This is a genomic window from Novosphingobium sp. FKTRR1 (genome assembly GCF_020404405.1).
In the GTDB taxonomy this organism is placed as follows: Bacteria; Pseudomonadota; Alphaproteobacteria; order Sphingomonadales; family Sphingomonadaceae; genus Novosphingobium.
On record NZ_JAIZDA010000007.1, the window covers coordinates 26,555 to 50,030 of the forward strand.

General features: G+C 64.1%; 26 protein-coding genes and 1 tRNA gene. 13 read left to right on the top strand and 14 right to left on the bottom strand.

What is annotated here, in order from left to right; translation table 11 throughout:
• Positions 1-116: 116 nt before the first annotated feature.
• The 7 genes from accC to LDN95_RS08930 form a co-directional block, all read right to left on the bottom strand.
• Positions 117-1,463: an acetyl-CoA carboxylase biotin carboxylase subunit gene (gene accC / locus LDN95_RS08900; protein ID WP_226017313.1), complete on the bottom strand. Its 1,347-nt coding sequence runs from the start codon at positions 1,461-1,463 to the stop codon at positions 117-119.
• A gap of 14 nt (positions 1,464-1,477) precedes the next feature.
• Positions 1,478-1,966 carry an acetyl-CoA carboxylase biotin carboxyl carrier protein gene (gene accB, locus LDN95_RS08905; RefSeq protein WP_226017314.1) on the bottom strand — a complete coding sequence of 163 codons (489 nt, stop codon included), beginning with the start codon at positions 1,964-1,966 and terminating at the stop codon, positions 1,478-1,480.
• 135 nt (positions 1,967-2,101) lie between these two features.
• A complete protein-coding gene (gene aroQ / locus LDN95_RS08910) occupies positions 2,102-2,557 on the bottom strand; it encodes a type II 3-dehydroquinate dehydratase (protein ID WP_226017315.1) in 456 nt (151 codons plus the stop codon).
• A 108-nt stretch (positions 2,558-2,665) separates the two neighbouring features.
• Positions 2,666-3,010, bottom strand: a complete 345-nt coding sequence (locus tag LDN95_RS08915; protein WP_226017316.1) for a hypothetical protein — start codon at positions 3,008-3,010, stop codon at positions 2,666-2,668.
• 124 nt (positions 3,011-3,134) lie between these two features.
• Positions 3,135-3,368: a PspC domain-containing protein gene (locus LDN95_RS08920; protein WP_226017317.1), complete on the bottom strand. Its 234-nt coding sequence runs from the start codon at positions 3,366-3,368 to the stop codon at positions 3,135-3,137.
• Positions 3,365-3,508, bottom strand: coding sequence for a hypothetical protein (locus tag LDN95_RS08925; protein WP_226017318.1), 144 nt, complete (start codon positions 3,506-3,508; stop codon positions 3,365-3,367). The genes LDN95_RS08920 and LDN95_RS08925 overlap by 4 nt, the downstream gene beginning before the upstream one ends.
• Positions 3,505-3,795 carry a hypothetical protein gene (locus tag LDN95_RS08930; RefSeq protein WP_226017319.1) on the bottom strand — a complete coding sequence of 97 codons (291 nt, stop codon included), beginning with the start codon at positions 3,793-3,795 and terminating at the stop codon, positions 3,505-3,507. The genes LDN95_RS08925 and LDN95_RS08930 overlap by 4 nt, the downstream gene beginning before the upstream one ends.
• Positions 3,796-3,985: 190 nt before the next feature.
• Here LDN95_RS08930 and rimP point away from each other — a divergent pair, with 190 nt between their 5' ends.
• From rimP to infB, 4 genes are read left to right on the top strand one after another with little or no spacing between them, the layout of a single operon-like run.
• The gene (rimP, locus tag LDN95_RS08935; RefSeq protein ID WP_226017320.1) at positions 3,986-4,546 is read left to right on the top strand and encodes a ribosome maturation protein RimP; all 561 of its coding nucleotides are present in this window, start codon (positions 3,986-3,988) and stop codon (positions 4,544-4,546) included.
• A gap of 3 nt (positions 4,547-4,549) precedes the next feature.
• Positions 4,550-6,199, top strand: coding sequence for a transcription termination factor NusA (gene nusA, locus LDN95_RS08940; protein ID WP_226017321.1), 1,650 nt, complete (start codon positions 4,550-4,552; stop codon positions 6,197-6,199).
• Entirely contained in the window at positions 6,180-6,950 is a 771-nt protein-coding gene (locus LDN95_RS08945; protein WP_226017322.1) for a DUF448 domain-containing protein, read from the top strand. The genes nusA and LDN95_RS08945 overlap by 20 nt, the downstream gene beginning before the upstream one ends.
• 5 nt (positions 6,951-6,955) lie before the next feature.
• Positions 6,956-9,592, top strand: a complete 2,637-nt coding sequence (gene infB / locus LDN95_RS08950; protein ID WP_226017323.1) for a translation initiation factor IF-2 — start codon at positions 6,956-6,958, stop codon at positions 9,590-9,592.
• A gap of 116 nt (positions 9,593-9,708) precedes the next feature.
• Here the strand turns inward: infB and LDN95_RS08955 are convergent, their stop codons facing one another.
• Positions 9,709-10,086 (bottom strand): RcnB family protein, encoded by a 378-nt coding sequence (locus tag LDN95_RS08955; protein ID WP_226017324.1) that lies wholly within the window; start codon positions 10,084-10,086, stop codon positions 9,709-9,711.
• Positions 10,087-10,378: 292 nt separating this feature from the next.
• Between LDN95_RS08955 and rbfA the strand changes: the two genes are divergently transcribed.
• A complete protein-coding gene (gene rbfA, locus LDN95_RS08960; RefSeq protein ID WP_226017325.1) occupies positions 10,379-10,798 on the top strand; it encodes a 30S ribosome-binding factor RbfA in 420 nt (139 codons plus the stop codon).
• Between the two features lie 21 nt (positions 10,799-10,819).
• Here rbfA and LDN95_RS08965 read toward each other — a convergent pair whose 3' ends face one another.
• Positions 10,820-11,365, bottom strand: coding sequence for a YceI family protein (locus LDN95_RS08965; RefSeq protein WP_226017326.1), 546 nt, complete (start codon positions 11,363-11,365; stop codon positions 10,820-10,822).
• A 124-nt stretch (positions 11,366-11,489) separates the two neighbouring features.
• Between LDN95_RS08965 and LDN95_RS08970 the strand changes: the two genes are divergently transcribed.
• From LDN95_RS08970 to pnp, 6 genes are all read left to right on the top strand, one after another.
• Entirely contained in the window at positions 11,490-12,110 is a 621-nt protein-coding gene (locus LDN95_RS08970) for a thymidine kinase (RefSeq protein WP_226017327.1), read from the top strand.
• The gene (locus tag LDN95_RS08975; RefSeq protein ID WP_226017328.1) at positions 12,103-12,654 is read left to right on the top strand and encodes a GNAT family N-acetyltransferase; all 552 of its coding nucleotides are present in this window, start codon (positions 12,103-12,105) and stop codon (positions 12,652-12,654) included. The genes LDN95_RS08970 and LDN95_RS08975 overlap by 8 nt, the downstream gene beginning before the upstream one ends.
• A gap of 5 nt (positions 12,655-12,659) precedes the next feature.
• Positions 12,660-13,352, top strand: a complete 693-nt coding sequence (locus LDN95_RS08980) for a site-2 protease family protein (RefSeq protein ID WP_226017441.1) — start codon at positions 12,660-12,662, stop codon at positions 13,350-13,352.
• A 62-nt stretch (positions 13,353-13,414) separates the two neighbouring features.
• Positions 13,415-14,329: a tRNA pseudouridine(55) synthase TruB gene (gene truB, locus LDN95_RS08985; protein WP_226017329.1), complete on the top strand. Its 915-nt coding sequence runs from the start codon at positions 13,415-13,417 to the stop codon at positions 14,327-14,329.
• Positions 14,330-14,334: 5 nt separating this feature from the next.
• On the top strand, positions 14,335-14,604 hold the full coding sequence (gene rpsO, locus LDN95_RS08990; RefSeq protein ID WP_226017330.1) for a 30S ribosomal protein S15: 270 nt from the start codon (positions 14,335-14,337) through the stop codon (positions 14,602-14,604).
• A 168-nt stretch (positions 14,605-14,772) separates the two neighbouring features.
• The gene (gene pnp / locus LDN95_RS08995; RefSeq protein WP_226017331.1) at positions 14,773-17,082 is read left to right on the top strand and encodes a polyribonucleotide nucleotidyltransferase; all 2,310 of its coding nucleotides are present in this window, start codon (positions 14,773-14,775) and stop codon (positions 17,080-17,082) included.
• An 80-nt stretch (positions 17,083-17,162) separates the two neighbouring features.
• Here the strand turns inward: pnp and LDN95_RS09000 are convergent, their stop codons facing one another.
• Both LDN95_RS09000 and LDN95_RS09005 read right to left on the bottom strand, forming a co-directional pair.
• Positions 17,163-18,341, bottom strand: coding sequence for a GGDEF domain-containing protein (locus tag LDN95_RS09000; RefSeq protein ID WP_226017332.1), 1,179 nt, complete (start codon positions 18,339-18,341; stop codon positions 17,163-17,165).
• Positions 18,342-18,422: 81 nt separating this feature from the next.
• Entirely contained in the window at positions 18,423-19,157 is a 735-nt protein-coding gene (locus LDN95_RS09005; protein ID WP_226017333.1) for a GcrA family cell cycle regulator, read from the bottom strand.
• A 74-nt stretch (positions 19,158-19,231) separates the two neighbouring features.
• Between LDN95_RS09005 and LDN95_RS09010 the strand changes: the two genes are divergently transcribed.
• Complete coding sequence (locus LDN95_RS09010; RefSeq protein WP_226017334.1) at positions 19,232-20,119, top strand: ABC transporter permease; 888 nt, start codon at positions 19,232-19,234, stop codon at positions 20,117-20,119.
• Positions 20,120-20,175: 56 nt separating this feature from the next.
• Here the strand turns inward: LDN95_RS09010 and hspQ are convergent, their stop codons facing one another.
• The gene (gene hspQ / locus LDN95_RS09015; protein ID WP_226017335.1) at positions 20,176-20,556 is read right to left on the bottom strand and encodes a heat shock protein HspQ; all 381 of its coding nucleotides are present in this window, start codon (positions 20,554-20,556) and stop codon (positions 20,176-20,178) included.
• Positions 20,557-20,713: 157 nt separating this feature from the next.
• Between hspQ and LDN95_RS09020 the strand changes: the two genes are divergently transcribed.
• Positions 20,714-20,803, top strand: a tRNA-Ser gene (locus tag LDN95_RS09020).
• A gap of 85 nt (positions 20,804-20,888) precedes the next feature.
• On the opposite strand, the gene LDN95_RS09025 is transcribed toward LDN95_RS09020, so the two are convergent.
• On the bottom strand, positions 20,889-22,163 hold the full coding sequence (locus LDN95_RS09025; protein ID WP_226017336.1) for an MFS transporter: 1,275 nt from the start codon (positions 22,161-22,163) through the stop codon (positions 20,889-20,891).
• A 246-nt stretch (positions 22,164-22,409) separates the two neighbouring features.
• On the bottom strand, positions 22,410-23,315 hold the full coding sequence (locus tag LDN95_RS09030) for an alpha/beta hydrolase (RefSeq protein ID WP_226017337.1): 906 nt from the start codon (positions 23,313-23,315) through the stop codon (positions 22,410-22,412).
• Positions 23,316-23,476: the final 161 nt, after the last annotated feature.

Sequence of the window (23,476 nt, forward strand, 5' to 3'; positions counted from 1 at the left end):
GCTCGCAACGACGACCAGCGAGTAAACGGCAACTCGCTCGATGCGGTCCGAGCATAGAACAAAAAAGCCCCCGCAATCGCAGGGGCTTTTCCGTGTTGCGTAATCTGGAATCCGGCTCAGCTGTCCTGTGCCAGCCATTCTTCCAGATATTTGATCGAATAGGCGCCGTCGAGCACGACCGGATCATTGAGCAGGCGCTGGTGCAGGGGGATCGAGGTCTTGACGCCGTCGATCACCATTTCTTCCAGTGCGCGCTTCAGCCGCATGATGCACCCTTCGCGGGTGCGGCCATAGACGATCAGCTTGGCGATCATCGAGTCATAATACGGCGGGATCTTGTACCCGGCGTACAAGCCCGAATCGACGCGTACGTGCATGCCGCCCGCTGCATGATAGCTCTTCACCAGCCCCGGCGACGGGGCGAAAGTGAAGGGGTCTTCGGCGTTGATGCGGCACTCGATGGCGTGGCCCTTGAACTCGATCTCGTCCTGCCGGACCGACAACGACTTGCCATCGGCGATGCGGATCTGTTCGCGTACCAGATCGACCCCGGTGATCGCTTCGGTCACGGGGTGCTCAACCTGCAGGCGGGTGTTCATTTCGATGAAATAGAACTCGCCGTTCTCCCACAGGAACTCGATCGTGCCCGCACCGCGATAGCCCATGTCGGCCATCGCCTTGGACACGATGCCGCCCATGCGGTCGCGCTCTTCGGGGCTGATGACGGGAGAGGGGGCTTCTTCCAGCACCTTCTGGTGGCGGCGCTGCAACGAACAGTCGCGCTCGCCCAGATGGATGGCGTTGCCCTTGCCATCGCCGAAGATCTGGAACTCGATGTGGCGCGGGTTGCCGAGGTACTTCTCGATATAGACGGTGGCATCGCCGAATGCGGCCTTCGCCTCGCTACCGGCCTGCTGGATCAGCGTTTCCAGCTCGTCAGGGCCGGTGCACACTTTCATGCCGCGCCCGCCGCCACCGCTTGCCGCCTTGATGATCACCGGATAGCCGGCCGCCTCGGCGATCAGCTTGGCCTCGGCGATATCGGAGACCGCGCCGTCCGAACCGGGAACCAGCGGCAGGCCGAGCGCGCCTGCCGTGCGCTTGGCCTCGATCTTGTCGCCCATGGTGCGGATGTGTTCAGGCTTGGGCCCGACCCAGATCAGTCCGTGCGCCTCGACGATTTCGGCAAACTTGGCGTTTTCCGACAGGAAGCCATAGCCGGGATGGATCGCGTCAGCCTGCGTGATTTCGGCCGCCGAGATGATCGCGGCGATGTTGAGATAGCTGTCGCGCGCGGCAGGCGGCCCGATGCACACGGCATGGTCGGCCAGCCGCACATGCATGGCATCGGCATCGGCGGTGGAGTGAACCGCCACCGTCTCGATGCCCATTTCGTGCGCGGCGCGGTGGATGCGCAACGCGATCTCGCCACGGTTGGCGATAAGCAGACGTTTGATGGCCATCGGTACTGTGGCCCTCAGCCGATCACGACCAGCGGCTGGTCATATTCGACCGGCTGGGCGTTTTCGACGAGGATGGCGGTGACCGTGCCGGCAGCGGGCGCGGCGATGGCATTCATCACCTTCATCGCCTCGATGATGAGCAGGGTCTGCCCGGCCTTCACCGTCTGGCCCACCGAAACGAACGCCGCGGCGCCGGGTTCAGGGGTGAGGTAGGCGGTGCCGACCATCGGCGACTTGACCGCATTGGCATGGGCATCGACCGGCGCGGCGGCAGGGGCTGCTGCGGGAGCCGGAGCCGGGGCTGCGGCAACAGGAGCGGCCACCGCGACGGTTGCGGCGGGCGCTGCGGTGAGGGTGCGGGCAACGCGGATTTTGCGCGTACCGTCCTCGACCTCGATTTCCGAAAGGCCCGTATCGGCGAGCAGTTCGGCCAGTTCGCGAACCAGCGCGCTGTCGATCGCCATCGTGCCCTTCACGGTTTCATCACCGCGGTCTTGCGACATCTTTTTTCCTTGCGGAGGTTGACAGTTCAAGCCGCGCGCCATGCCCGCAACCCGCCCGGCTGGCAAGGGGAACTGCGCATGGCGCGTGGATAACGACGTGCAAAGGGGCTACAACCAGTCCGTTTGCAGCGTGAATCAGAGCCGGGGCACCGCTTCCAGCGCGAGCAGATAGCTGAGCGAGCCAAGCCCGGCGATCGTCGCCTTCGCCGCCATGCCGACGTATGACTGGTGGCGGAACGCCTCCCGCGTGTGCGGGTTGGACAGATGAACCTCGATCACCGGCACGCTGATCGCCTTGATCGCATCGTACAGCGCGACCGAGGTGTGGGTATAGGCCCCGGCGTTGAGCAGCACTGCGGCAGCGCCGGTGGCACTGGCCTCATGCAACCAGTCTATCAGGTGGCCTTCGTGGTTGGACTGGCGCACGTCGACGTCCAGCCCAAGTTCGATGGCGCGGTCCTCCAGCGATCCGGCAATGTCGTCGAGCGTTTCGGAGCCATAGATGTGCGGCTCACGCGTGCCGAGCAGGTTCAGGTTCGGGCCGTTGAGCACGTACACGACAGGACGCGCGGTATCGGGGCGGTTCGCCATGGCGCAACTCCGCAAGAGGTGGGGTGCGATCCTGATAGAACGGCATTCGGGCGATGCAAGTGCTGGGGCAAGTGCTGGGGCAAGTGCCAAGTGCAGGTGCCAAGCTGATCAGCCGCTGTTGGCGTGAGTCTGCGGGCCAGAGGAATCGGCAACGTCGCTGTCCACCGAAGGGTCCAGCGGCACTTCGTCCTCGGGCGGGTGGTTTACATCGAGGTCGGGGCTGGGGTCGGCGGGCAGATCGACCGAATCGACCATCGGCTGCGGCGGGGCGGCTGGCTGCATGGCAAGCTGCTCGGCCTTGCGCGCCCGCTGATCGGCGGCATCCGCGCGCGCTTCGGCGGCAGCGACCCGTTGTTCAAGCGCAGCGATCCGCTCATCGGACGATCCGCACCCTGCCAACACCAACGCAGGCGTTGCGGCCAGCAGGAGAGGGAGCCTGCGGCGCAACGCCATGCGTAAGGGAGGGCTTGAGGGAGGGCCGTTGCGGGCAGAAGCGTGGTTCGGTGCCATTGCGCGGCAACGCTAACACGCAAAGGTTACCCGAACCTCACTGGTTGCAGGTGTCGCTCCGATGCGATCAATCCGCGATCAGCGCGATTGCCAGATAGATCAGGATCAGCGACCCAAAGCCGACCAGCGTACCGATCACCCAGGCGATCCGGACCAGCAGGACGTCGACCCCGCAATAGTCGGCAATGCCCGAGCAGACGCCGAACAGCTTGCCGCGCGCCTTGTTCAGGCGAAAGCCGGAACCACTGCGAACGGGTTGCGAGGGGCGGACGGCCGAGTCTTCAAAGCGCAGGTCGCTCATGCCACGTGCTCCATGCTGGTGTGGTTGGAAGAGGCTGCAACCGCAGGCACCGCAAGGGTCTGGCTGAACAGCGCGAAAGACAGGGCCAGCGCCATCGCGGCGGCTGCGGTCGGCAGGGTGATGAAGTTCAGGCGGTTCATGACAGGTTCCTTCTATGGCTAAGGTTGTTGGTATTGTTGGCCTGGCGGATCGTCCGTTCGGCCGTTGCCCCAGCCTTCGCATAACCCGTGCCAAATGCCGGAATGGCGGAAAACCGGCTGTTTCCAGCAAGAGAGGTCTGAGAACCCTTGTGGAAATTCCCATCAGTTGGCGAAATTGCCGATTCTGGAAATGTCTGGTTGGTGAAATCCACCTGAAGTCCCGGGCGCCACTGGTCTTGATCGGTGGCGGTGATCCGTGCGGGCCTGTCGGGGTGCGCGGACAGCATTGTCGTCTTGGTGCAGGCACCGGTGGCTGCTGCACGTCTGGCGCTCGACAGAGTCTGCCGCGCTGTCACTAACACTTGCAAATCGGGAAGAGCGCGCTTATCTGGCGCTCATCCCGACATTGTGAAAGCAACGTCAGGCTGGTCCCGCAGGGCACCGGCTCGGAACCGCTTTTGCCGAACAGGAACGCGCATGGTCGACATTGCCCGCATTATCGAGATCGTTGAGCCCGAGGCGAAAGCCATGGGCGTCGATCTTGTGCGGGTCGCCTATTTCGGCAAGACCGAAGTGGGGGATGAAGAGCATACGTTGCAGATCATGGCCGAACGGCCTGAAACCGGGCAGTTGCTGATCGTCGATTGCGCCGCGTTGTCGCACCGCATTTCCGACCGGATCGATGCGCTGGAAGATGCGGGCGAGGTGCTGATCACCGATGCCTATCGTCTGGAAGTCAGCTCGCCCGGTATCGACCGTCCGCTGACCCGCCCCAAGGACTTCGCCGCCTGGGTGGGCCATGAAGCGCGGATCGAGTTGAAGGAGCTGCTGGGCGCGCGCAAGCGCTTCCGGGGCGACCTCGTCGGCTTCGCGTCAGACAGCGAAGTGATTTCGATCGAGGACGAAGGTGTGGTATACGAAGTGCCGTTCGCGCTCGTAAGCCACGCGAAACTATTGCTGACTGACAAGCTGATTGCCGCTTCCCGACCGCTGGATACCAGTGGTGCGGATGACATCGTCGAAGAACAGGAAGACTAAACCATGGCCAGTGCGATTTCTGCCAACCGCGCCGAGCTGCTCGCAATCGCCAACGCGGTCGCGACGGAGAAGATGATCGACAAGTCGATCGTCATCGAGGCCATGGAGGAGGCTATCCAGAAGTCGGCGCGCAACCGCTATGGCGCCGAGAACGACATCCGTGCCAAACTTGACCCGCGCACCGGCGACTTGCGTCTGTGGCGCGTTGTCGAAGTGGTCGAAGAGGTCGAGGACTACTTCAAGCAGGTTGACGCCAAGCAGGCTGAAAAGCTGCAGCCGGGCGCCAAGGTCGGCGACTTCATCGTCGATCCGTTGCCGCCGGTGGATCTTGGGCGCATCGATGCGCAGTCGGCCAAGCAGGTGATCTTCCAGAAGGTCCGCGATGCCGAGCGCGATCGCCAGTACGACGAGTTCAAGGACCGCGCGGGCGAAGTCATCACCGGCGTGATCAAGTCGGTCGAATTTGGCCACGTGATCGTCAACCTTGGCCGCGCCGAAGGCGTGATTCGCCGTGACCAGCAGATCCCCCGCGAAGTCCCCCGCGTGGGTGAGCGGGTGCGCGCGCTGATCATGAAGGTCGAGCGCCAGAACCGTGGCCCGCAGATCTTCCTGTCGCGCGCCCACCCCGACTTCATGAAGAAGCTGTTCGCGCAGGAAGTCCCCGAAATCTATGACGGGATCATCACGATCAAGGCCGCAGCCCGCGATCCGGGCAGCCGCGCCAAGATCGGCGTGATCAGCCGCGATTCGAGCATCGACCCGGTCGGCGCCTGCGTCGGCATGAAGGGCAGCCGCGTGCAGGCGGTGGTGCAGGAACTGCAGGGCGAAAAGATCGACATCATCCCCTGGAGCGAAGACACCGCCACCTTCGTGGTCAACGCGCTGCAGCCGGCCACCGTCAGCCGCGTCGTGATCGACGAGGAAGACAGCCGCATCGAAGTGGTGGTTCCCGACGATCAGCTTTCGCTGGCGATCGGTCGTCGTGGCCAGAACGTGCGCCTTGCTTCGTCGCTGACCGGTTCGGCCATCGACATCATGACCGAGGCTGAGGCGAGCGAGAAGCGTCAGAAGGAATTCGCCGAGCGTTCCAAGACGTTCGAAGAAGAACTCGACGTCGATGAAACGCTGTCGCAGTTGCTGGTGGCCGAAGGCTTCAGCGAGCTGGAAGAAGTCGCCTACATCGACATCAGCGAACTGGCGACGATCGAAGGCTTCGACGAAGAGCTGGCCGCCGAACTGCAAAGCCGCGCGGCCGAGGCACTGGAACGTCGCGAAGACGGGCAGCGCGAAGAGCGTCGCGGGCTCGGTGTCGAGGATGCACTGGCCGACCTGCCGCACCTGACCGAGGCGATGCTCGTCACGCTGGGCAAGGCGGGGATCAAGACGCTTGACGATCTGGCCGATCTGGCAACCGACGAACTGATCGCCAAGAAGCGCGTCAACGAACAGCGCCGCCGCAGCAACAACACCGAAAACCGTCGTGACCGTTCCGAACGGACCGAGGACAAGGGTGGCGTGCTGGGCGAATACGGCCTTAGCGAAGAGCAGGGTAACGAGATCATCATGGCAGCACGCGCGCACTGGTTCGACGATGAACCCGCGCAAGACGTTTCCTCTGTCGAGGAGGCCGCCGATGCGGAATCCTCACAATGAGCCGCTAAGCTCCGACATCTTGGTCGACGCACCGGCGGGCAAGGTTCCGCCGGAGCGCAAGTGTGTGCTGACCGGGCGTCATGACGCCCGCGACAGTCTGCTTCGGCTTGCCATTTCGCCCGATGGGCTGGTGCTGCCCGATGTGCTGGCGCGTGCGCCGGGACGCGGCGCCTGGCTGGGTGTCACCCGCACCGAACTGGACGAGGCTTTGGCGCGCGGCAAGTTGCGCGGCGCGCTGGCGCGTGCGTTCAAGGGCGCGCCGCTGACCATTCCCGATGATCTGTCAGAACGCATTGTTCTGGCATTCACCCGCCTGCTGACCGACCGGCTTGGTATCGAGCTGCGTTCCGGCAACATGGTGCTGGGCACCGAAAAGATCGCCAACGCGGCGCGCAGCGGTGCGGTGACGTTCCTTGCGCATGCCAGCGACGCCGGTGCCGATGGCGCGGGCAAGCTGGCGCAAGCCTGGCGCGTGGGCGAAGGGGCCGAAGGCTCCGGGCAAAAGGGCATCATCTTGCCGCTGGACCGGGCGGCGTTGTCTGTGGCATTGGGCCGCGATAACGTCGTTCATCTGGCGCTCACAGATCCTGCTGCGGCCGATCGGGTCGCGGGGCCGCTGCGGCGACTGCTGCATTTCCTTGAGGCTGAGTCCGATGGGGCTGGCGTTTCGCCACCGGGTCAACCGGTGCCGGACGCTGTGCTGCCTGCGGAACATGCGGCCAACGACGAATCTGATACGAAGGGCGAATGAGTTAAATGAGCGATAGCGACAAGAAGCCGACACTGGGCCGCAGGCCGCTGGGTCTGAAGACCTCGGTGGAGGCCGGAGAGGTCAAGCAGACCTTCAGCCACGGTCGCACCAACAAGGTGGTGGTCGAGGTAAAGCGGCGCAAGCTGATGGGACGTCCGGGCGAGGCAGCCAGCCCCGCTCCAGAAGCGCCGCGCGCGCCCGCTCCGGCCCAGCCGGTGGCTCGGCCTACGCCGCCGCCGCCGCCGCCCGCTCCTCCGGCCGCATCGCGTGAGACGCGGCAGGAACTGCAGGCACGCTTGCTGCGTGAAGCCGAGGAAGCCCGTCAGGCTGCGCTCGAAGCAGCCAACCGGCGCGAGCAGGAAGCACGCTTGCGCGCCATCGAGGAAGAGCGTCGCCGGGTCGAAGAGGCGCGCCGGGCCAGTGAGCCTGCCGCCAGCGAACCCGAAACTCCCGCGGCACCGGTTGCAGCAGCGCCCGAGCCGGTTGCCCAGCAGCCGGTCGCGGAGCCGGTAGTCGTGGCAACGCCTGCCGTTGCCGCCGAGCCGAAGGTCGATGCGCCTGTAACAGCGCCCGTTGCCGCTGTGGCAGCGCCTGTGGCTTCGGCTGCAGCGCCTGCCGCCACCACAGCGCCTGCCGCCGCACCGGCGCCGCGCCGGTTCACGCCGGTTGCGCCGATCAAGCGCCCGGAACCCGCGGCCAAGAAGCCGGTACATGCGCCGCGCGACAAGAACGCGGTCGATCGCCGTCAGGCGGGCAAGCTGACCGTCACCCGCGCGCTCAACGAGGATGAGGGTGCCCGCGCCCGTTCGCTCGCTGCGCTCAAGCGCGCCCGCGAAAAGGAACGTCGTGCGCACTTTGCCGGGCAGTCGCAGCCCCGTGAAAAGCAGGTCCGCGACGTTGTGGTGCCCGAGGGCATCACCGTGCAGGATCTGGCCAACCGCATGGCTGAAAAGGCTGCGGATCTGGTCAAGGCCTTGTTCAAGATGGGCATGATGGTCACCATCAACCAGACCATCGATCAGGACACCGCCGAGCTGTTGGTCACCGAATTCGGGCACAACATCCAGCGCGTCAGCGATTCGGACGTCGATATCGACACCGCGTCCGACGTCGATACGGCCGAATCGTTGCAGCCGCGTCCGCCGGTGGTCACGATCATGGGCCACGTCGATCACGGCAAGACCAGCCTGCTAGACGCGCTGCGCGGCACCGACGTGGTGCGCGGCGAAGCCGGCGGCATCACGCAGCACATCGGCGCCTATCAGATCAAGACCAAGGGTGGCGACTTCATCACCTTCCTTGATACTCCGGGCCACGAAGCCTTCACCGAAATGCGTATGCGCGGGGCCAACGTCACCGACATCGTCATTCTGGTGGTGGCCGGCGACGACGGGCTGATGCCGCAGACGATCGAGGCGATCAACCACACCAAGGCGGCCGGCGTGCCGATGATCGTGGCGATCACCAAGTCCGACAAGCCCGAATTCAACCCGCAGAAGATCCGCGAGCGCCTGCTTGAACACGAGATCATCGTCGAAGCCATGTCGGGCGACGTGCAGGACGTGGAAGTGTCGGCACGCACCGGGGCCGGGCTCGATGAGCTGATCGAGAAGATCCTGTTCCAGGCCGAACTGCTCGAACTGAGTGCCAACCCCGACCGCGCCGCCGAAGCGACCGTGATCGAGGCCAAGCTCGACAAGGGCAAGGGTCCGCTGGCGACCGTGCTGGTCAACCGTGGCACCCTGCGCGTCGGCGACATTCTGGTGGTCGGCACCCAGTCTGGCCGCGTTCGCGCGATGCTTGACGACAAGGGTCGCCAGGTGAAGGAAGCGCCGCCTTCGCTGCCGGTCGAAGTGCTCGGCATCGGCGGTGTGCCGATGGCCGGTGACACGCTGACGGTGGTCGAAAACGAAGCGCGCGCGCGCGAAGTTGCCGCCTATCGTCAGGAACTGGCCACGGCCAAGCGCACCACGCAGGCACCTGCCAGCCTTGAAAACATGTTCTCGGCGCTCGCCGCCAAGAACACCGTCATCGAATATGCGCTGGTGGTGAAGGCCGACGTGCAGGGTTCGACCGAAGCAATCGTCAATGCGCTCAACCGCATCTCGACCGACGAGATCAAGGTGCGCATTCTGTCATCAGGCGTGGGTGCGATCACCGAAAGCGATGTCAATCTGGCGCAAGCCAGCGGGGCACCGATCGTCGGTTTCAACGTGCGTCCCAACGCCAAGGCGCGCGAGCTGATCGAGCGCAACAAGGTGCGGATGAAGTACTTCGACGTGATCTATCAGCTCACCGACGACATCCGTTCGGAAATGGCTGGTGAACTGGGGCCGGAGCGGATCGAAACCGTGGTCGGACGCGCCGAGGTCAAGGAAGTGTTCCCGGCTGGCAAGCGCGACAAGGCCGCTGGTCTGCTGGTGCTCGAAGGGTACATCCGCAAGGGCATCAATGCGCGTCTCACGCGGCAGGATGTCATCGTCAGCAAGACGGTCATCGCCTCGCTGCGCCGGTTCAAGGACGACGTTTCGGAAGTCCGTGCCGGTCTGGAATGCGGCGTTGTGCTGCAGGATACCAACGACATCAAGCCGGGCGACATGCTCGAAGTGTTCGACGTCGAGGAGCGCGCCCGCACGCTGTAAGGCGGGTTTGCGCGCTGCTTGAGGGCGGAATCATGAAGGGGCGGTCAGCTTGTGCTGGCCGCCCCTTCCGTTTGGGCCTGGGTGGATCCCGGCCCTAACTCCACGCCGCCTGGTGTTCAGAAGCGATTGGCGGCGATCGAGGCGATCACGCCCGAAGTGATGGCGACGAGCAGAGCATCGTTGCCCGAACGGACCCAGTGATAACCGCGCGGCGGCTTGCGCAGGCGGTACTGGCGGTATTCCACCACACGGTAGTTCGGCGCGCGGCGGACATCGAAGCGATCGCCGTTGCGGAAGGGGTTGCCGGCGCGGGCATCGTGGCCACGATGGCGTCCTTTGTTGCCGTTCCACTGCTGGTCGCGATCAACGCGCCGGCCCTGATCGCGGTCGGCATGATCGCGGTCATGCTGCCCACCCATCGGCTGGGCCATGGCCGGGCTGACGGTGGCGAACGCCACGGCGAGCGCCACAATCGCGCTGGAAATCTTGGTCATCATGCGGTCCTTTCTCGATACGTCCATTCCACAAACGTACGAGGCTGCTGCTGGATCCTTCGGCAACGCGTCGCAAATTGTCGCCAATGGCACATCGCCCAGCCAATCCCATGCGGCGTAAGCGGGGCATGGCGCTGAAAGCCTCGCAATTGGCGGCGGTGCGCTCTATATCGCTGCCAACGATGGCGGTGGCGGTTTTGAAACCGGCGCTGTCTTGATAGTAAACGCCCTGGATGCCAAAGGACGACGTGCCCTGTGCGCCCGCCCGGCACCTGGCAAAGATGAGATAGACTTGGCCCGCCAGACCCCCGCTCCCGAAGCCCGCTCCGTCCGCCTGCTCAAGGTTGGCGAGCAGGTACGCCACGTGATTTCCGAACTGCTGATGCGTCAGCATGTCCATGACGATGTGCTGAGTGCGCATACCGTGTCGGTCACCGAAGTGCGCATGTCGCCCGACTTGCGCCACGCCACCGTGTTCATCAAGCCGCTGCTGGGCAAGGACGAGGATATCGTGCTCAAGGCCTTGCGGACCAACACGGCCTATTTCCAGAAGGAAGTGGCGGGCAAGCTGAAGCTCAAGTACGCCGCGAAAGTGCGCTTTCAGGCGGATGACAGCTTCGATGTGGCGAGCCACATCGACAGCCTGCTGGCCGATCCGCGCGTGGCCCGCGATATCGTGGCCGAAGGCGATGCGGATGACTCCGCAAGCTGATTGACGGACGATGGGCGCCGATTAGTCGCGCACCATCCGCGCGCTGATCCTGACTGCGACCATGCGGCCGATGATCCACGGAAACGCCCGCATGCCAAAGGCATAGCGGTCGATCGTGGTGGTTCCGGTGATCGTGATCGGCTGGTATCCCGCCGTTTCGATCGGCGGGATCGAAAAGGTGACCGCAAGCTTGACCGGCTGGGTCACGCCGCGCGCGGTCATCTTGCCCTCGACGGTGGCGCTCTTGGCGCCGGTCATGGTCATGCGGCTGCCAACGAAATGCAGGATCGGGTGGTGCGCCACGTCGAAGAACTGGCGTCCGCGCAGCCGTTGCGTTTCGGAATCGCCGGTGGTCAGCGTCCGGGCGTCGATATCGACCGCCATGGCCATGCCTTCAAGGTTGGTGGGCGAGACATCGAACGTGCCGGTCATGTCGGGGAAGTGGGCGCTCTTGCTCGAAAAGCCGAAGAACGCGACTTTGGCATCGACGTGGCTGGCGGCCTTGTCCACGACATAGCGCAGCGTTTCTTGCGCGCTGGCGGTGAGCGGAGCCAACATTGTCAGCATGGCAATCGGCAAGCAGGCCCTCTGGGATAGGGTCATCGGCACTGGTACTCCTGCGGGGGTGCTTGGGTATTTCTTGGTTGCGGCATTGGCCTTTGCCCGGTGACGCCCTATGTCAGTCGCGCCCATGGCCAAGCTCTTCTTCTACTATGCCAGTATGAACGCAGGCAAATCGACCAACCTGTTGCAGGCGGATTTCAATTACCGCGAGCGGGGTATGGAGACCATGCTGTGGACGGCGGCATTCGACAACCGGACCTTGGGGCAGGGCCCTTCAGGGCAAGAGGACGTGCCATCCATCTCCAGCCGCGTCGGGCTCAACGCGATGGCGCGGGGCTTCACGGCAGGAACCGACTTGCGCGCCGAAGTGCTTGCCCGCCACGCGGAGACACCGCTTGCCTGCGTGCTGGTGGATGAGGCGCAGTTCCTGAGTCATGCACAAGTCTGGCAACTGGCCGATATCGTCGATCGCGCGGGCATTCCGGTGCTGTGCTATGGCTTACGTACCGATTTCCGGGGCAACTTGTTCGAAGGGTCTGCGGCTCTGCTTGGTCTTGCCGATGAACTGGTCGAAGTGAAAGCGGTATGCCACTGCGGCCGCAAGGCGACGATGAACGTGCGGCTCGATGCCGACGGCAGCCCGCTGCACACCGGCGCGCAGACCGAGGTCGGCGGCAACGAGCGATATCTCACTTTGTGCCGCGCCCATTTCAGCGAGGCGCTGCGTCCCGGAGTCCCCGATGTCTGACACTGACCTTTATGTGCCGCTTGCCGAGGGCGACCTTGCGCTTGAACCTTTGGCCGAACGCCACCGCGTGGGTCTGCGCGCAGCTTGCGCACAGGATGCCGAGATCTGGGAGATCTATCCGTTCAGCTATGCCGGGGACAATTTCGACCCGCAGTTCGACGCGTTGCTGCGCTCGCAGCCGGTCAGGCGGCCTTATGCCATCCACCATGCTGGCACAGTTGTCGGGATGACCGCTTGGATCGAGCATGGCGCGCCGGGCTGGTCGATCGAGATCGGCAACACCTATATCGCCCCATCGATGCGCGGCACCGGTTTCAACGACCGGCTCAAGCGGCTGATGCTGGACCATGCCTTTGCCTGTGGGCTGGAGCGGGTCGGCTTCAAGGTCGACGTGCTCAATACCCGCAGCCAGGCCGCTGTGCGCAAGATCGGCGGGGTGCAGGAGGGTGTGCTGCGCCGCGAACGCCGCACATGGACCGGGCGGGTGCGCGACACCGTACAGTTCTCGATCCTGCGTAGCGAATGGGAGGCACGCCAGTCGTGACCGATATGCTCTATTCCGCCGCCACGCTGGTGGTGCCGATGATCTTTGCCATCGTCTTTCACGAAGTGGCGCACGGTCTGGCGGCAAGGGCGCTGGGCGATCCGACGGCGGCGGAGCAACGACGGCTGAGCCTCAACCCGCTGCGCCATGTCGACCCCATTGGCACGATCATCCTGCCCGGCATGCTCAAGCTGGCGGGGCTGCCGGTGTTCGGCTGGGCCAAGCCGGTGCCGGTCAACTATGCGCGGCTACGCCACCCGCAGCGGGACATGGCGCTGGTTGCCGCAGCCGGGCCGCTCACCAACTTCGTGCTGGCCGCTCTGGCGGCCATCGTCATCGGCCTGATGATCAGGGTGTACCCCGGACCGCAGGCCCCGGCACCGTGGGTCACTTTCATCGCCGAAAACTTGCGCAATTTCGTTTTGCTCAACGTGTTTTTGGGGGTGTTCAACCTCTTGCCACTGCCGCCGTTCGACGGCTCACGCATTTTGCGGGGCGTGTTACCGCGTCCGGGTGTGCGCTTGCTCGACCGGATCGAGCCATATGGCATCGTGGTGTTTCTGGTGATCTTCATCGTGGTGCCATGGATCTCGCCGGGGCTGCATCTGGTCGACCGACTGGTCATGCCGCCGGTCGGCTGGGCGATTGATCACTATGAGATGTTGGCCAACTGGGCCGCCGGGCAGGACGCCGCCTGATCATCGGAATCGGTTCAAAGTCCGCTGCTGACAGCGTGGTCCCGCTCGTATAGGGGCCGCCGATGGTCAACGGCTGGATCATCCTCGACAAACCGCACGGGCTGGGTTCCACCCAAGCCGTGGCTGCGGTCAAGCGCAACCTGCGGCAGGCTGGATACGGCAAGGTCAAGGTTGGCCATGGTGGCACGCTCGATCCGCTTGCGACGGGGGTTTTGCCCATCGCGGTTGGCGAGGCGACCAAGCTGGCCGGGCGGATGCTCGATGCCACCAAGGAATATGCCTTCACCGTCCAGTTCGGGCGCGAGACCGATACGCTCGATCTTGAGGGCAAAGTCATTGCCGAGAGCGATAGGCGTCCCACGTGGTCCGAGATCGAGGCGGTGCTGCCGCGTTTTACCGGGCCGATCGAGCAAGTGCCGCCAGCTTATTCCGCGCTGATGGTCGATGGCGCGCGTGCCTATGACCTGGCGCGGGCGGGCGAAGCGGTTGACCTGCCGGCGCGGTCGGTAACGGTGTTCAGCCTTACTTCGGTCACAGCCGACCAAGGGGAGGGGGCGATGAGCGAATTGACGCTCGTCGCGCACGTCTCAAAGGGCACATATATCCGCAGTCTGGCGCGCGATATCGCCCGCGCACTGGGCACGGTCGGTCATGTCACGATGCTGCGTCGCCTGCGCGCGGGGCCGTTCGATCTGGGACACGCGATTTCGCTGGACAATTTGAACGATGTGGGTAAGGGCGCTCCCCTTGAACACGTAATCTTGCCGCTGGAGGCAGCGCTGGTCGACATCCCGGCGCTGAACCTTGATCCCGAGCAGGCAAGAGCGGTCCGACAGGGCCGCGTTCTGGCGGGATTGCCCCTACCCGACGGGCTTTATCAGGCGCTGTCCGGCACCGTGCCGGTGGCGCTGGTCGAGTTTGCAGGTGGCGACGCCCGCGTCGTCAGGGGCTTCAACCTTTCGGATGTCGCGGAGTAGAATGCATGACCGTTACCGCAGAGAAGAAGCAGGAAATCATCGTCGACAACGCCCGCGCCGTGGGTGACACCGGTTCGCCGGAAGTCCAGGTCGCGATCCTGACCGAGCGTATCGTCAACCTGACCGAGCACTTCAAGGCCCACCACAAGGACAACCATTCGCGTCGTGGCCTCCTGCAAATGGTCAACAAGCGCCGCACCCTTCTCGACTATCTGAAGAAGAAGGATGTGGATCGCTACAACGCCCTGATCCAGAAGCTGGGTCTGCGTAAGTAAGCAGCGGAAAGCGGCCCCCTGATGGGCCGCTTTTTGCTTTTGAACGGTCCTGTTCGCAATTCGGCGAAAGGGGCCATGGGGCCGCAACAGGCCCCGCACCGGACCGGGACGGAATCCCCGGCAGCAAACCCCGCGCGGCAATTGGGCTCGCGGGCAGAAGGAAAATCGATGTTCGACGTCAAAACCGTATCGCTGGAGTGGGGCGGAAAGACCCTCACCCTCGAAACCGGCCGCATTGCCCGCCAGGCCAACGGCGCAGTTCTTGCCACATATGGCGAAACTGTCGTCTTGTGCGCGGTCACCGCCGCCAAGTCGGTCAAGGAAGGCCAGGATTTCTTCCCCCTGACCGTCCACTACCAGGAAAAGTTTTCGTCGGCCGGGCGCATCCCGGGCGGCTTCTTCAAGCGTGAACGCGGCGCCACGGAAAAGGAAACGCTGGTTTCCCGCCTGATCGACCGTCCGGTCCGTCCGCTGTTCCCCGAAGGTTTCTACAACGAGATCAACGTCATCGCCCAGGTGTTGAGCTATGACGGCGAGACTGAACCCGATGTCGTGGCGATGATCGCGGCCTCGGCTGCGCTGACCATTTCGGGCGTGCCCTTCATGGGCCCGATCGCCGCCGCGCGCGTCGGTTTCAAGGATGGTGAATACCAGCTCAACCCGTCGCTCTCGCAAGTGGCCGAAGGTCGTCTCGATCTCGTCGTTGCCGCAACCGACAGCGCCGTGATGATGGTCGAATCCGAAGCCAAGGAACTGACCGAAGACGAAATGCTGGGCGCCGTCATGTTTGCGCATGACGAAATCCGCAAGGTCGTCGACCTGATCATCCAGCTGGCCGAGAAGGCCGCCAAGGAGCCTTGGGAAATCGACCTGTCGGACAACACCGCCGACATCAAGAAGAAGCTCAAGGACATCGTCGGGGCCGACGTTGCCGCCGCCTACAAGCTGACCGACAAGTCGGCGCGTTCGAACGCGCTGAACGCGGCCCGCGCCAAGGCAAAGGAAGCGTTCGCTGCCGAAGGCGCGCAGACGCAGATGGTCGCGATCAAGACCATGAAGAAGGTCGAGGCCGACATCGTGCGCACCGCCATCCTCAAGGATGGCACGCGCATCGACGGGCGCACCACCACGCAAGTCCGTCCGATCGAATCGATCGTCGGCTTCTTGCCGCGCACGCACGGCTCGTCGTTGTTCACGCGCGGTGAAACGCAGGCGATCTGCACCACCACGCTGGGCACCAAGGACGCCGAGCAGATGATCGACGGCCTCGATGGCCTGTCGTATCAGCGCTTCATGCTGCACTACAACTTCCCGCCCTATTCGGTCGGTGAAGTCGGTCGCTTCGGCGCTCCGGGCCGTCGCGAAGTCGGTCACGGCAAGCTGGCATGGCGCGCGCTGAACCCGGTTCTGCCGACCAAGGATGCGTTCCCCTATACCATCCGCGTGCTGTCGGACATCACCGAGTCCAACGGTTCTTCGTCGATGGCAACGGTGTGCGGCGGCTGTCTGTCGATGATGGATGCGGGCGTTCCGATCGAGCGTCCGGTTTCGGGTATCGCGATGGGTCTGATCCTTGAAGGCGATGAATTCGCCGTCCTGTCGGACATCCTGGGCGACGAGGACCACCTCGGCGACATGGACTTCAAGGTGGCCGGCACCAGCGCTGGCATCACCACGATGCAGATGGACATCAAGATCGCGGGCATCACGCGCGAGATCATGGCGCAGGCGCTGCGTCAGGCCAGCGAAGGCCGCGCGCACATCCTGAACGAGATGACCAAGGCACTGGGTTCGGCCCGTACCGAACTTTCGGCCCACGCGCCGCGCATCGAATCGATCCAGATCGACAAGTCGAAGATCCGCGAAGTCATCGGCACCGGCGGCAAGGTCATCCGCGAGATCGTGGCTGAAACCGGCGCCAAGGTCGATATCGATGATGAAGGCCTGATCAAGATCAGCTCGTCCGACATTGCCCAGATCGAAGCTGCCAAGGCGTGGATCCTCGGCATCGTCGAGGAAGCCGAAGTCGGCAAGATCTATGACGGCAAGGTCGTCAACATCGTCGATTTCGGTGCGTTCGTGAACTTCATGGGCGGCAAGGACGGTCTCGTCCACGTGTCCGAAATGAAGAACGAGCGCGTCGAAAAGCCGACCGACGTTGTCAAGGAGGGCCAACTGGTCAAGGTCAAGGTTCTCGAAATCGATCCGCGTGGCAAGGTTCGCCTGTCGATGCGCGTGGTCGATCAGGAAACCGGCGCCGAGCTGGAAGACACCCGTCCGGCGCGCGAGCCCAAGGGCGACCGTCCTGATCGTGGTGACCGCGGCGACCGTCGTGGCCCGCGCTCGGGCGACCGTGGTCCCCGCCGCGAAGGTGGCGATCGTGGCCCGCGTCGCGAAGGCGGCGATCGTCCCCGTCGCGACCGCGACGAAGGACCGGCTCCCGATCACCTTCCCGCGTTCCTGAAGTCGGACGACTGATAACGTCATCTGACTCCCAGACATTGAAACGGGGCGGCAAGGAAACTTGCTGCCCTTTTTCTTTGGCGTTGCGGGCGAGGTCAGGCCGCTTTGCGGCGCGGCTCCGGCGGTTCGTCTCCGGCCATGACGATGCAATTGCAACCGCCCTGCTTGGCCAGTTGCAGCGCATCATCGGCGGCCTTCAGTGCACTGGCGCGGGTGCCATGGGCCAGCGCATCGGCGATCCCGCCAGATAAAGTCACGCGCCCCAGCGGCAATTCGGTGATGCGGTTGATCAACCGGCGGTCGGCGATTTCGGCCCGCGCGGCATCAAGCTGCGCCCACGCTTGGGGCAGGGCCAAGCCCCGGAACACGAGCGCGAATTCCTCGCCGCCATGGCGCGCGACATGGCATCGCGAATCCGAGATGCGGCTGAGCGTCTGCGCTACCAGCTTGAGCACGCGGTCCCCGGTCGGGTGACCATGTGCATCATTGATCCGCCTGATGTTGTCTACGTCGCAGAACGCCACGCACAGCGGCTCGCCTGCGGCGCGGGCATCGCGCAGTTCGCGTTCGAACAGGGCATCGAAAGCGCGGCGATTGGGTAGTCCGGTCAGGGGGTCTTGTTCGCTTTGGCGGCGCGTCTCGTCGAGTTCGGCCTGCAACTGGGCGGCACGGCGTTCGGACCGGGCAAGCTCCTGCTCGATCTGGCGGGTGCGTTCGAGCATGGTCAGCGTGAGCCGGGCAAGATCGGCTGCAGGGGCGTCTGCTTTCTCGAACCGCCCCATCGCATCGACATGGTCTTGCAGCGCAGCGGTATAGTGGCACGCAGCCGAGCGCGCTCCGGTCATGGTGCGCGCGACATCGCCCATGCTGGCATCAAGCTGTTCGATGATCGTGGCAATTGCCTGTGCGCTGTCGTTGCTGGTCGTGGCGTCGCAGACGTCCTCAAGCCACTTGATCGTCAGCGGCAGTCCCTTTTCGGTCCGTTCGAGGATTTTCTGGCCAAGTTGGGGGTTGCCCCCGGTCACGCAGTCATAGGCGATGCCCAGCGTGAAGGGCAGTATCTCGAGATCATGATCGATCAGAAAGTCGGCCAATCGGCCAAGCAGCCGACGTTTGGCGGGCAACCACACTTCGCGCGCAGTGGGATCGCGCGAGGATTGCGGCGGCGGGGGCATTGGTGAAGCCGCAGCGTCGCGATCATCGGTCGGGGAAAGGCCTAGCCAGTCCCACCAGCCCCGTTTGGGGGTCCGGCCCGATTCGTTGCGCGCATCCATGGGCGCAAGAACGGCAGGTTGCGGGAATTCTTAATCAGGGGCCTGCCCGACCAACACGATCGGGCAGGCCTGAAAAGCGGGTCAGCGGACGCGCGGACCGCCGAACGGCATCGGGGGGGGCGGGCGGCGATGACCGCGCGGCAGTTGCGCCTGATAGGCACGACCGCAATGTTCGACGCAGTAAGGGAACCCCGGGTTCACCTTTTCACCGCAGAAGTGGAAGTCCGGCTCACCCGGGTGTCCCATCGGCCAGCGGCAGATGCGGTCGTTCAGGTCGAGCAGGCTGGTCTTGTCGGCAATCTCGGGGCTGGGACGAGCCGGAACCAGACGACGCGGCGGCGCCGGCGGGATCGGCGGCTGCTGATCGCCCGGTCCCTGACGCAAGAAGCCGCCGGGTCCGACCGAAACGATCTGCGTGCGTGGCGCAGGGCGCGCCTCGACCTCTGCGGGTGCGCCGTCTTCGCTGGCGGCGACCGGCGGTGCCGCGACCGGGCGCGGGGCCGCGACGTGAACAGGCGCGGCGGCGGGCGGCGGAGGAGTGACCGGAGCGGCAGCAACGGGCGCGGGGCGCGGCGCCGGCGCGCGCGGCTCGACCGGCGCCGCTGGCTTGGGTGGCTTGGGCGCGGCGGCGACCGCAGGGTCGGGCTTTTCGTTCGGCTTCACCGGCGAAGGGCGCGCCTTCAGGCCAAGGCGGTGCGCCTTGCCGATGACGGCGTTGCGGCTGACACCGCCAAGCTCTTCGGCGATCTGGCTGGCGGTCGCGCCGCCTTCCCACATCTTCGTCAGCTTCTCGATGCGCTCTTCGGTCCAGCTCATTCTTGTATCAATCCTTCATTGCCGTGCATCGCACCGGCTTGCCAGCGGCAGCCGCTCGCCCTACCGCATGCGCCATGGCTGATCAATCTTTGCCTGCTTCGTACCAGGGTTCGGGCAGACCCACCGTGCAGCACACGCGGACCACTTTTCCGCCGCCGGGACAACCGCTGTTCCACGGGGTCAACCGGCTTGGCCTGTGGACCCTCTATATGAAGGAGGTCCGGCGTTTCTTCAAGGTGCAGACCCAGACGATCTGGGCCCCTGCGGTCACCACCATGCTTTATCTGATGATTTTCACGCTGGCGCTGGGTGGCGGCGGACGCGTGGTGCTGGGGGTGCCCTTCGCCAGCTTTGTCGCACCGGGCCTGATCGCGATGAGCATGATCAACAATTCGTTCGCCAATTCCAGCTTCGGCCTGCTTGTCGGCAAGATTCAGGGGACTATCGTCGATTACCTGATGCCGCCGATCACCGAGGGTGAGTTGCTGGCAGCACTGGTGTTCGCTGCTGTGACGCGAGCGGTGCTGGTCGGATTTGCCGTCTATGGCGCGATGCTGTTGTGGCCGGGAATCGACCTCACCATCCGCCATCCGTGGGCTGTCGTCTGGTTTGGCCTGAATGGTTCGATCCTGCTGGCGCTGATCGGGGTGCTCACGTCGTTGTGGGCGGAAAAGTTCGATCATAACGCGGCGGTGACCAATTTCGTGATCACGCCGCTGTCGATGCTTTCGGGCACATTCTACGTGATCGACCGACTGGCCCCGGCCTTTCAGGCGGTCAGCCGCGCCAACCCGATCTTCTACGTGATCTCGGGCTTCCGCTTCGGCTTTCTGGGGCAGAGCGACATCGGCCACACCAACGAGGCGGTGCTGCACGGCGCGATCGGGCTGGGTGTGCTCAATCTGGCGCTGGCGATCGGCACCTATCTGCTGCTGCGGACCGGCTGGAAGCTCAAGAACTGAGCTTTTGAAGGCAAGGCCGACGCGGGATCACGAACCCGCCTCGGCCTTGCTCGATTTTAGTGCGACAGGCCGCGGCGCAGACGATAGCGCCCGTTGCGATAGCCATCGAACATATCGGTCAGCGACGGATGATCGACCGGCCCCGATTCGCCATCGGACAGCAGGTTCTGCTGGCTGACATAGGCGACGTAGCTGTTCTCGTCGTTTTCGGCGAGCAGGTGATAGAACGGTTGTTCGCGCGGTGGGCGAATGTCCTCGGGGATCGATTCGTACCAGTCCTCGCTGTTGGCAAAGACCGGGTCGATATCGAAAATCACCCCGCGAAAGTCGAACAGCTTGTGGCGCACCACATCCCCGATGGCGAAGCGGGCCTCGGCCACGTGGGGGACGGTAATGTGGCGACCTGCCTGGGGCGAAAAGAAACTGGCTCGTTCCATGCAAGCAATATAGGTTTGACCACACCGCGAAACAAGCAATGCCTTGTGGAAAGAGTCTTCCCGGCGTCACCTTTCTTCTTGGCAAGCGCGATTTGCTACGCTAACGGCTCGCTTCCCGACCGGGCTGGCGCTTCTGGCGCAGCCCTTGGCACTTCGCGGAGAGGTGGCAGAGTGGTCGAACGCGCCGCACTCGAAATGCGGTTTACGGGCAACCGTAACGTGGGTTCGAATCCCACCCTCTCCGCCATTTGCCGCCATTGCGGCACCTCAGATTAAGCGCTGAATCGCCCTTGAAGGGCACCGGGTTTGAGGGAAATTGCCTCTTTACCCGACTATTGCGCCTGCCGCAGCACCCGACGCGAGGGCATTGCCAGGCTCAGGAACAGGCCGACCGCGATGGCGACGCCTGCAATCATCAGGCCGGGTATCTCGGCCAGTCCGGTGCTTTGTTGCAGCGCGTGGGCGAGGTAGGGTGTCGCTCCGCCGAACACTGCTGTGGCGGTGGTGGCGCCGAGCGCCAGCCCGCTGAGGCGCGACAGGGTGGAGAACTGCTCTGCCGTGGCAATGGCACCCACCGCGCTGACGCCGCCTGCCAGCGCCGCGAGCATCGCGATGGCGGCAAGCGCCGGTCCGGTTGCGCCACCGGCGATCAAGTTGAACATGGCAATCGGCAAAAACGAACAGGCGACGCACAGCGTCAACAAGACGGATTTGCGCCCGATCACATCGGATAGCAGGCCGACCGCCGGGGTTATGGTGATCACCACCAGCGCGGCCATGGTCGAGAGTTCCAGCGCCAGCGCCTGATCATGCCATCCGGTCGATGCCATGTACGATGGGACATACGTTATGCCGACGTAGTAGGAAATCGAACCGAGCGCCGAGATGGCAAAGCCGATCGCGATCCCCTTGCGCTCGTGCCGCAAGGCGTAGCCAAGCGGGGAACCGCTCTGCGAGGGAGAAGGGAGGTGAAACGCTGGTGTTTCGGGGACAAGGCGGCGGGCCAACCAGATCGTGCCTGCCAGCGCGGCGCCGAACACAAAGGGCAGGCGCCAGCCCCAGCCATCAAGACTCGCCGCATCGAGGTTGCGCGTCAGCAGGGCGCAAAGGCCGACCGCCAGAAGTCCGCCGATCTCGCTTGCGGCTGCGGCCAAGGAGGTTACCAGACCGCGCCGGTGAGGTGGCGCGCTTTCGTAAAGATACGCGACGACGGCGGTGTACTCCCCGCCGACGCTGAACCCCATGAGGCAACGCAACAGGATGAACGCCCATCCCGCAAACGCGCCGATTTGCTGATAGGATGGCAATGCCGCCATTACCGCCATCGCGAATGTCATGGCCGCCATCGACAGCAACAGCGTCGGTTTGCGGCCGTGGCGATCTCCGAACAATCCGAACAGGATCGCGCCAAGCGGGCGCATCAGATAGGCTATGGCAAAGCCCGCGAGCGTGCTGCCCAGAGCCTGTGCGTTGTCGCCGAAGAACACCCGCGACAGGGTCGGCGCGAAATACAGGCACAGCGTGAAATCATACCATTCGACAACCGTCGATGCACCAACCGCCGCCAGCGCAATGACCCGCGCCTTGCCGGAAAGTGGCGGGCTCATGCCTTGCTCCCACAAGCCAAAGCAGGCGTTTGCCCCAACGGACTTGCTTGGCCAATCGACGGGAAATCCTGCACGCGGCGCTGAAACGGCATTGGAAGCAATTCCTTGCACCGCATAGTTGCTTGTTGAATTGCCATCTCCTTCCCGACGAGGTGCGGCAAGTCAACCGGTGTTCGCGGGCATTCGACTTTGCCGTGGGCACCTGGATTGGCATGCTTCGGTGAGCGACTTCGACATTCGCGCGGGTCATCCGGCGTTTGGTAACCAGTCGCGCAAGTATCCGTTGACCGCTTCGGGTGCTTCCTGCTGCACCCAGTGAGAGACATTGGGCAACCGCCGCACGGTCAGGTCGGCGACGAAGCGATCGGTGCCTTCCAGCGCCTCTATCCCCAGCGCGGTGTCCTTTTCACCCCAGATCTGCAACGTGGGCACATCGACTTTGCCGTTGCCGGCGTCAAGGTCGGCGCGGTAGCGGAACGCCGCGCGATACCAGTTGAGCATCGCAGTCAACGCCCCCGGAACTTGCGCAGCGCGCGCATAGACGTCGAGCACGGAATCGGGGAATCGCGATTTGTCGATCGCCATGTCGCGAAACGCGCCTCGAATGCCCCGCGCATCAGCCTGCAACAAGGTCCATTCGGGCAGTCGGGGGATCTGGAAGAACGCCATGTACCAACTGCGCCGCCGTTGCGGCCAGTGGCGCAGCGCTTCGGCCATGCAGGCCGGGTGGGGCAGGTTCATCACCACCAGTCGCTCGATCGGGCGGAGCTTGCGGATGGCAAAGAACCACGCCAGTACGCCGCCCCAATCGTGCGCGATCAGCGTCACCTGCTTGGCACCGCTGGCGTCGATCAGTCCGGCCACATCCTCCAGCAGATGGGGCAGGCGATAGGCCTCGACCCCCGGCGGGCGTGACGAATTGCCATAGCCGCGCAAGTTGGGAGCCCACACGCGATAGCCCAACTCTGCCAGCAGTGGGATCTGATGCCGCCACGAATAATGCAACTCGGGAAAGCCGTGCAGGAACAGCGCAAGGTGATCGCCGGCGCCGGCCTCGGCAACTTCGAAGTACAGACCGTTTGCGGCGACCGTGCGGATGGTGATGCCGCTGTCTGGGCCGCTATCGGGATCGGGACTCCAGCTTTGTGACACCAGCGTTTCCCCTCAAGTCCGTGTTTTTTCTTGCCGCCCGGTATTGCCCATTGCCGCCTCGCACTCAAGCTCGGTCGCGGGGGGAAGCGCAATTTCGGCCTGATCGATCGGTGCGGGACAGGGCCCAACCGCTTGCAACGTTGACAGCGGCGGCAACCGGA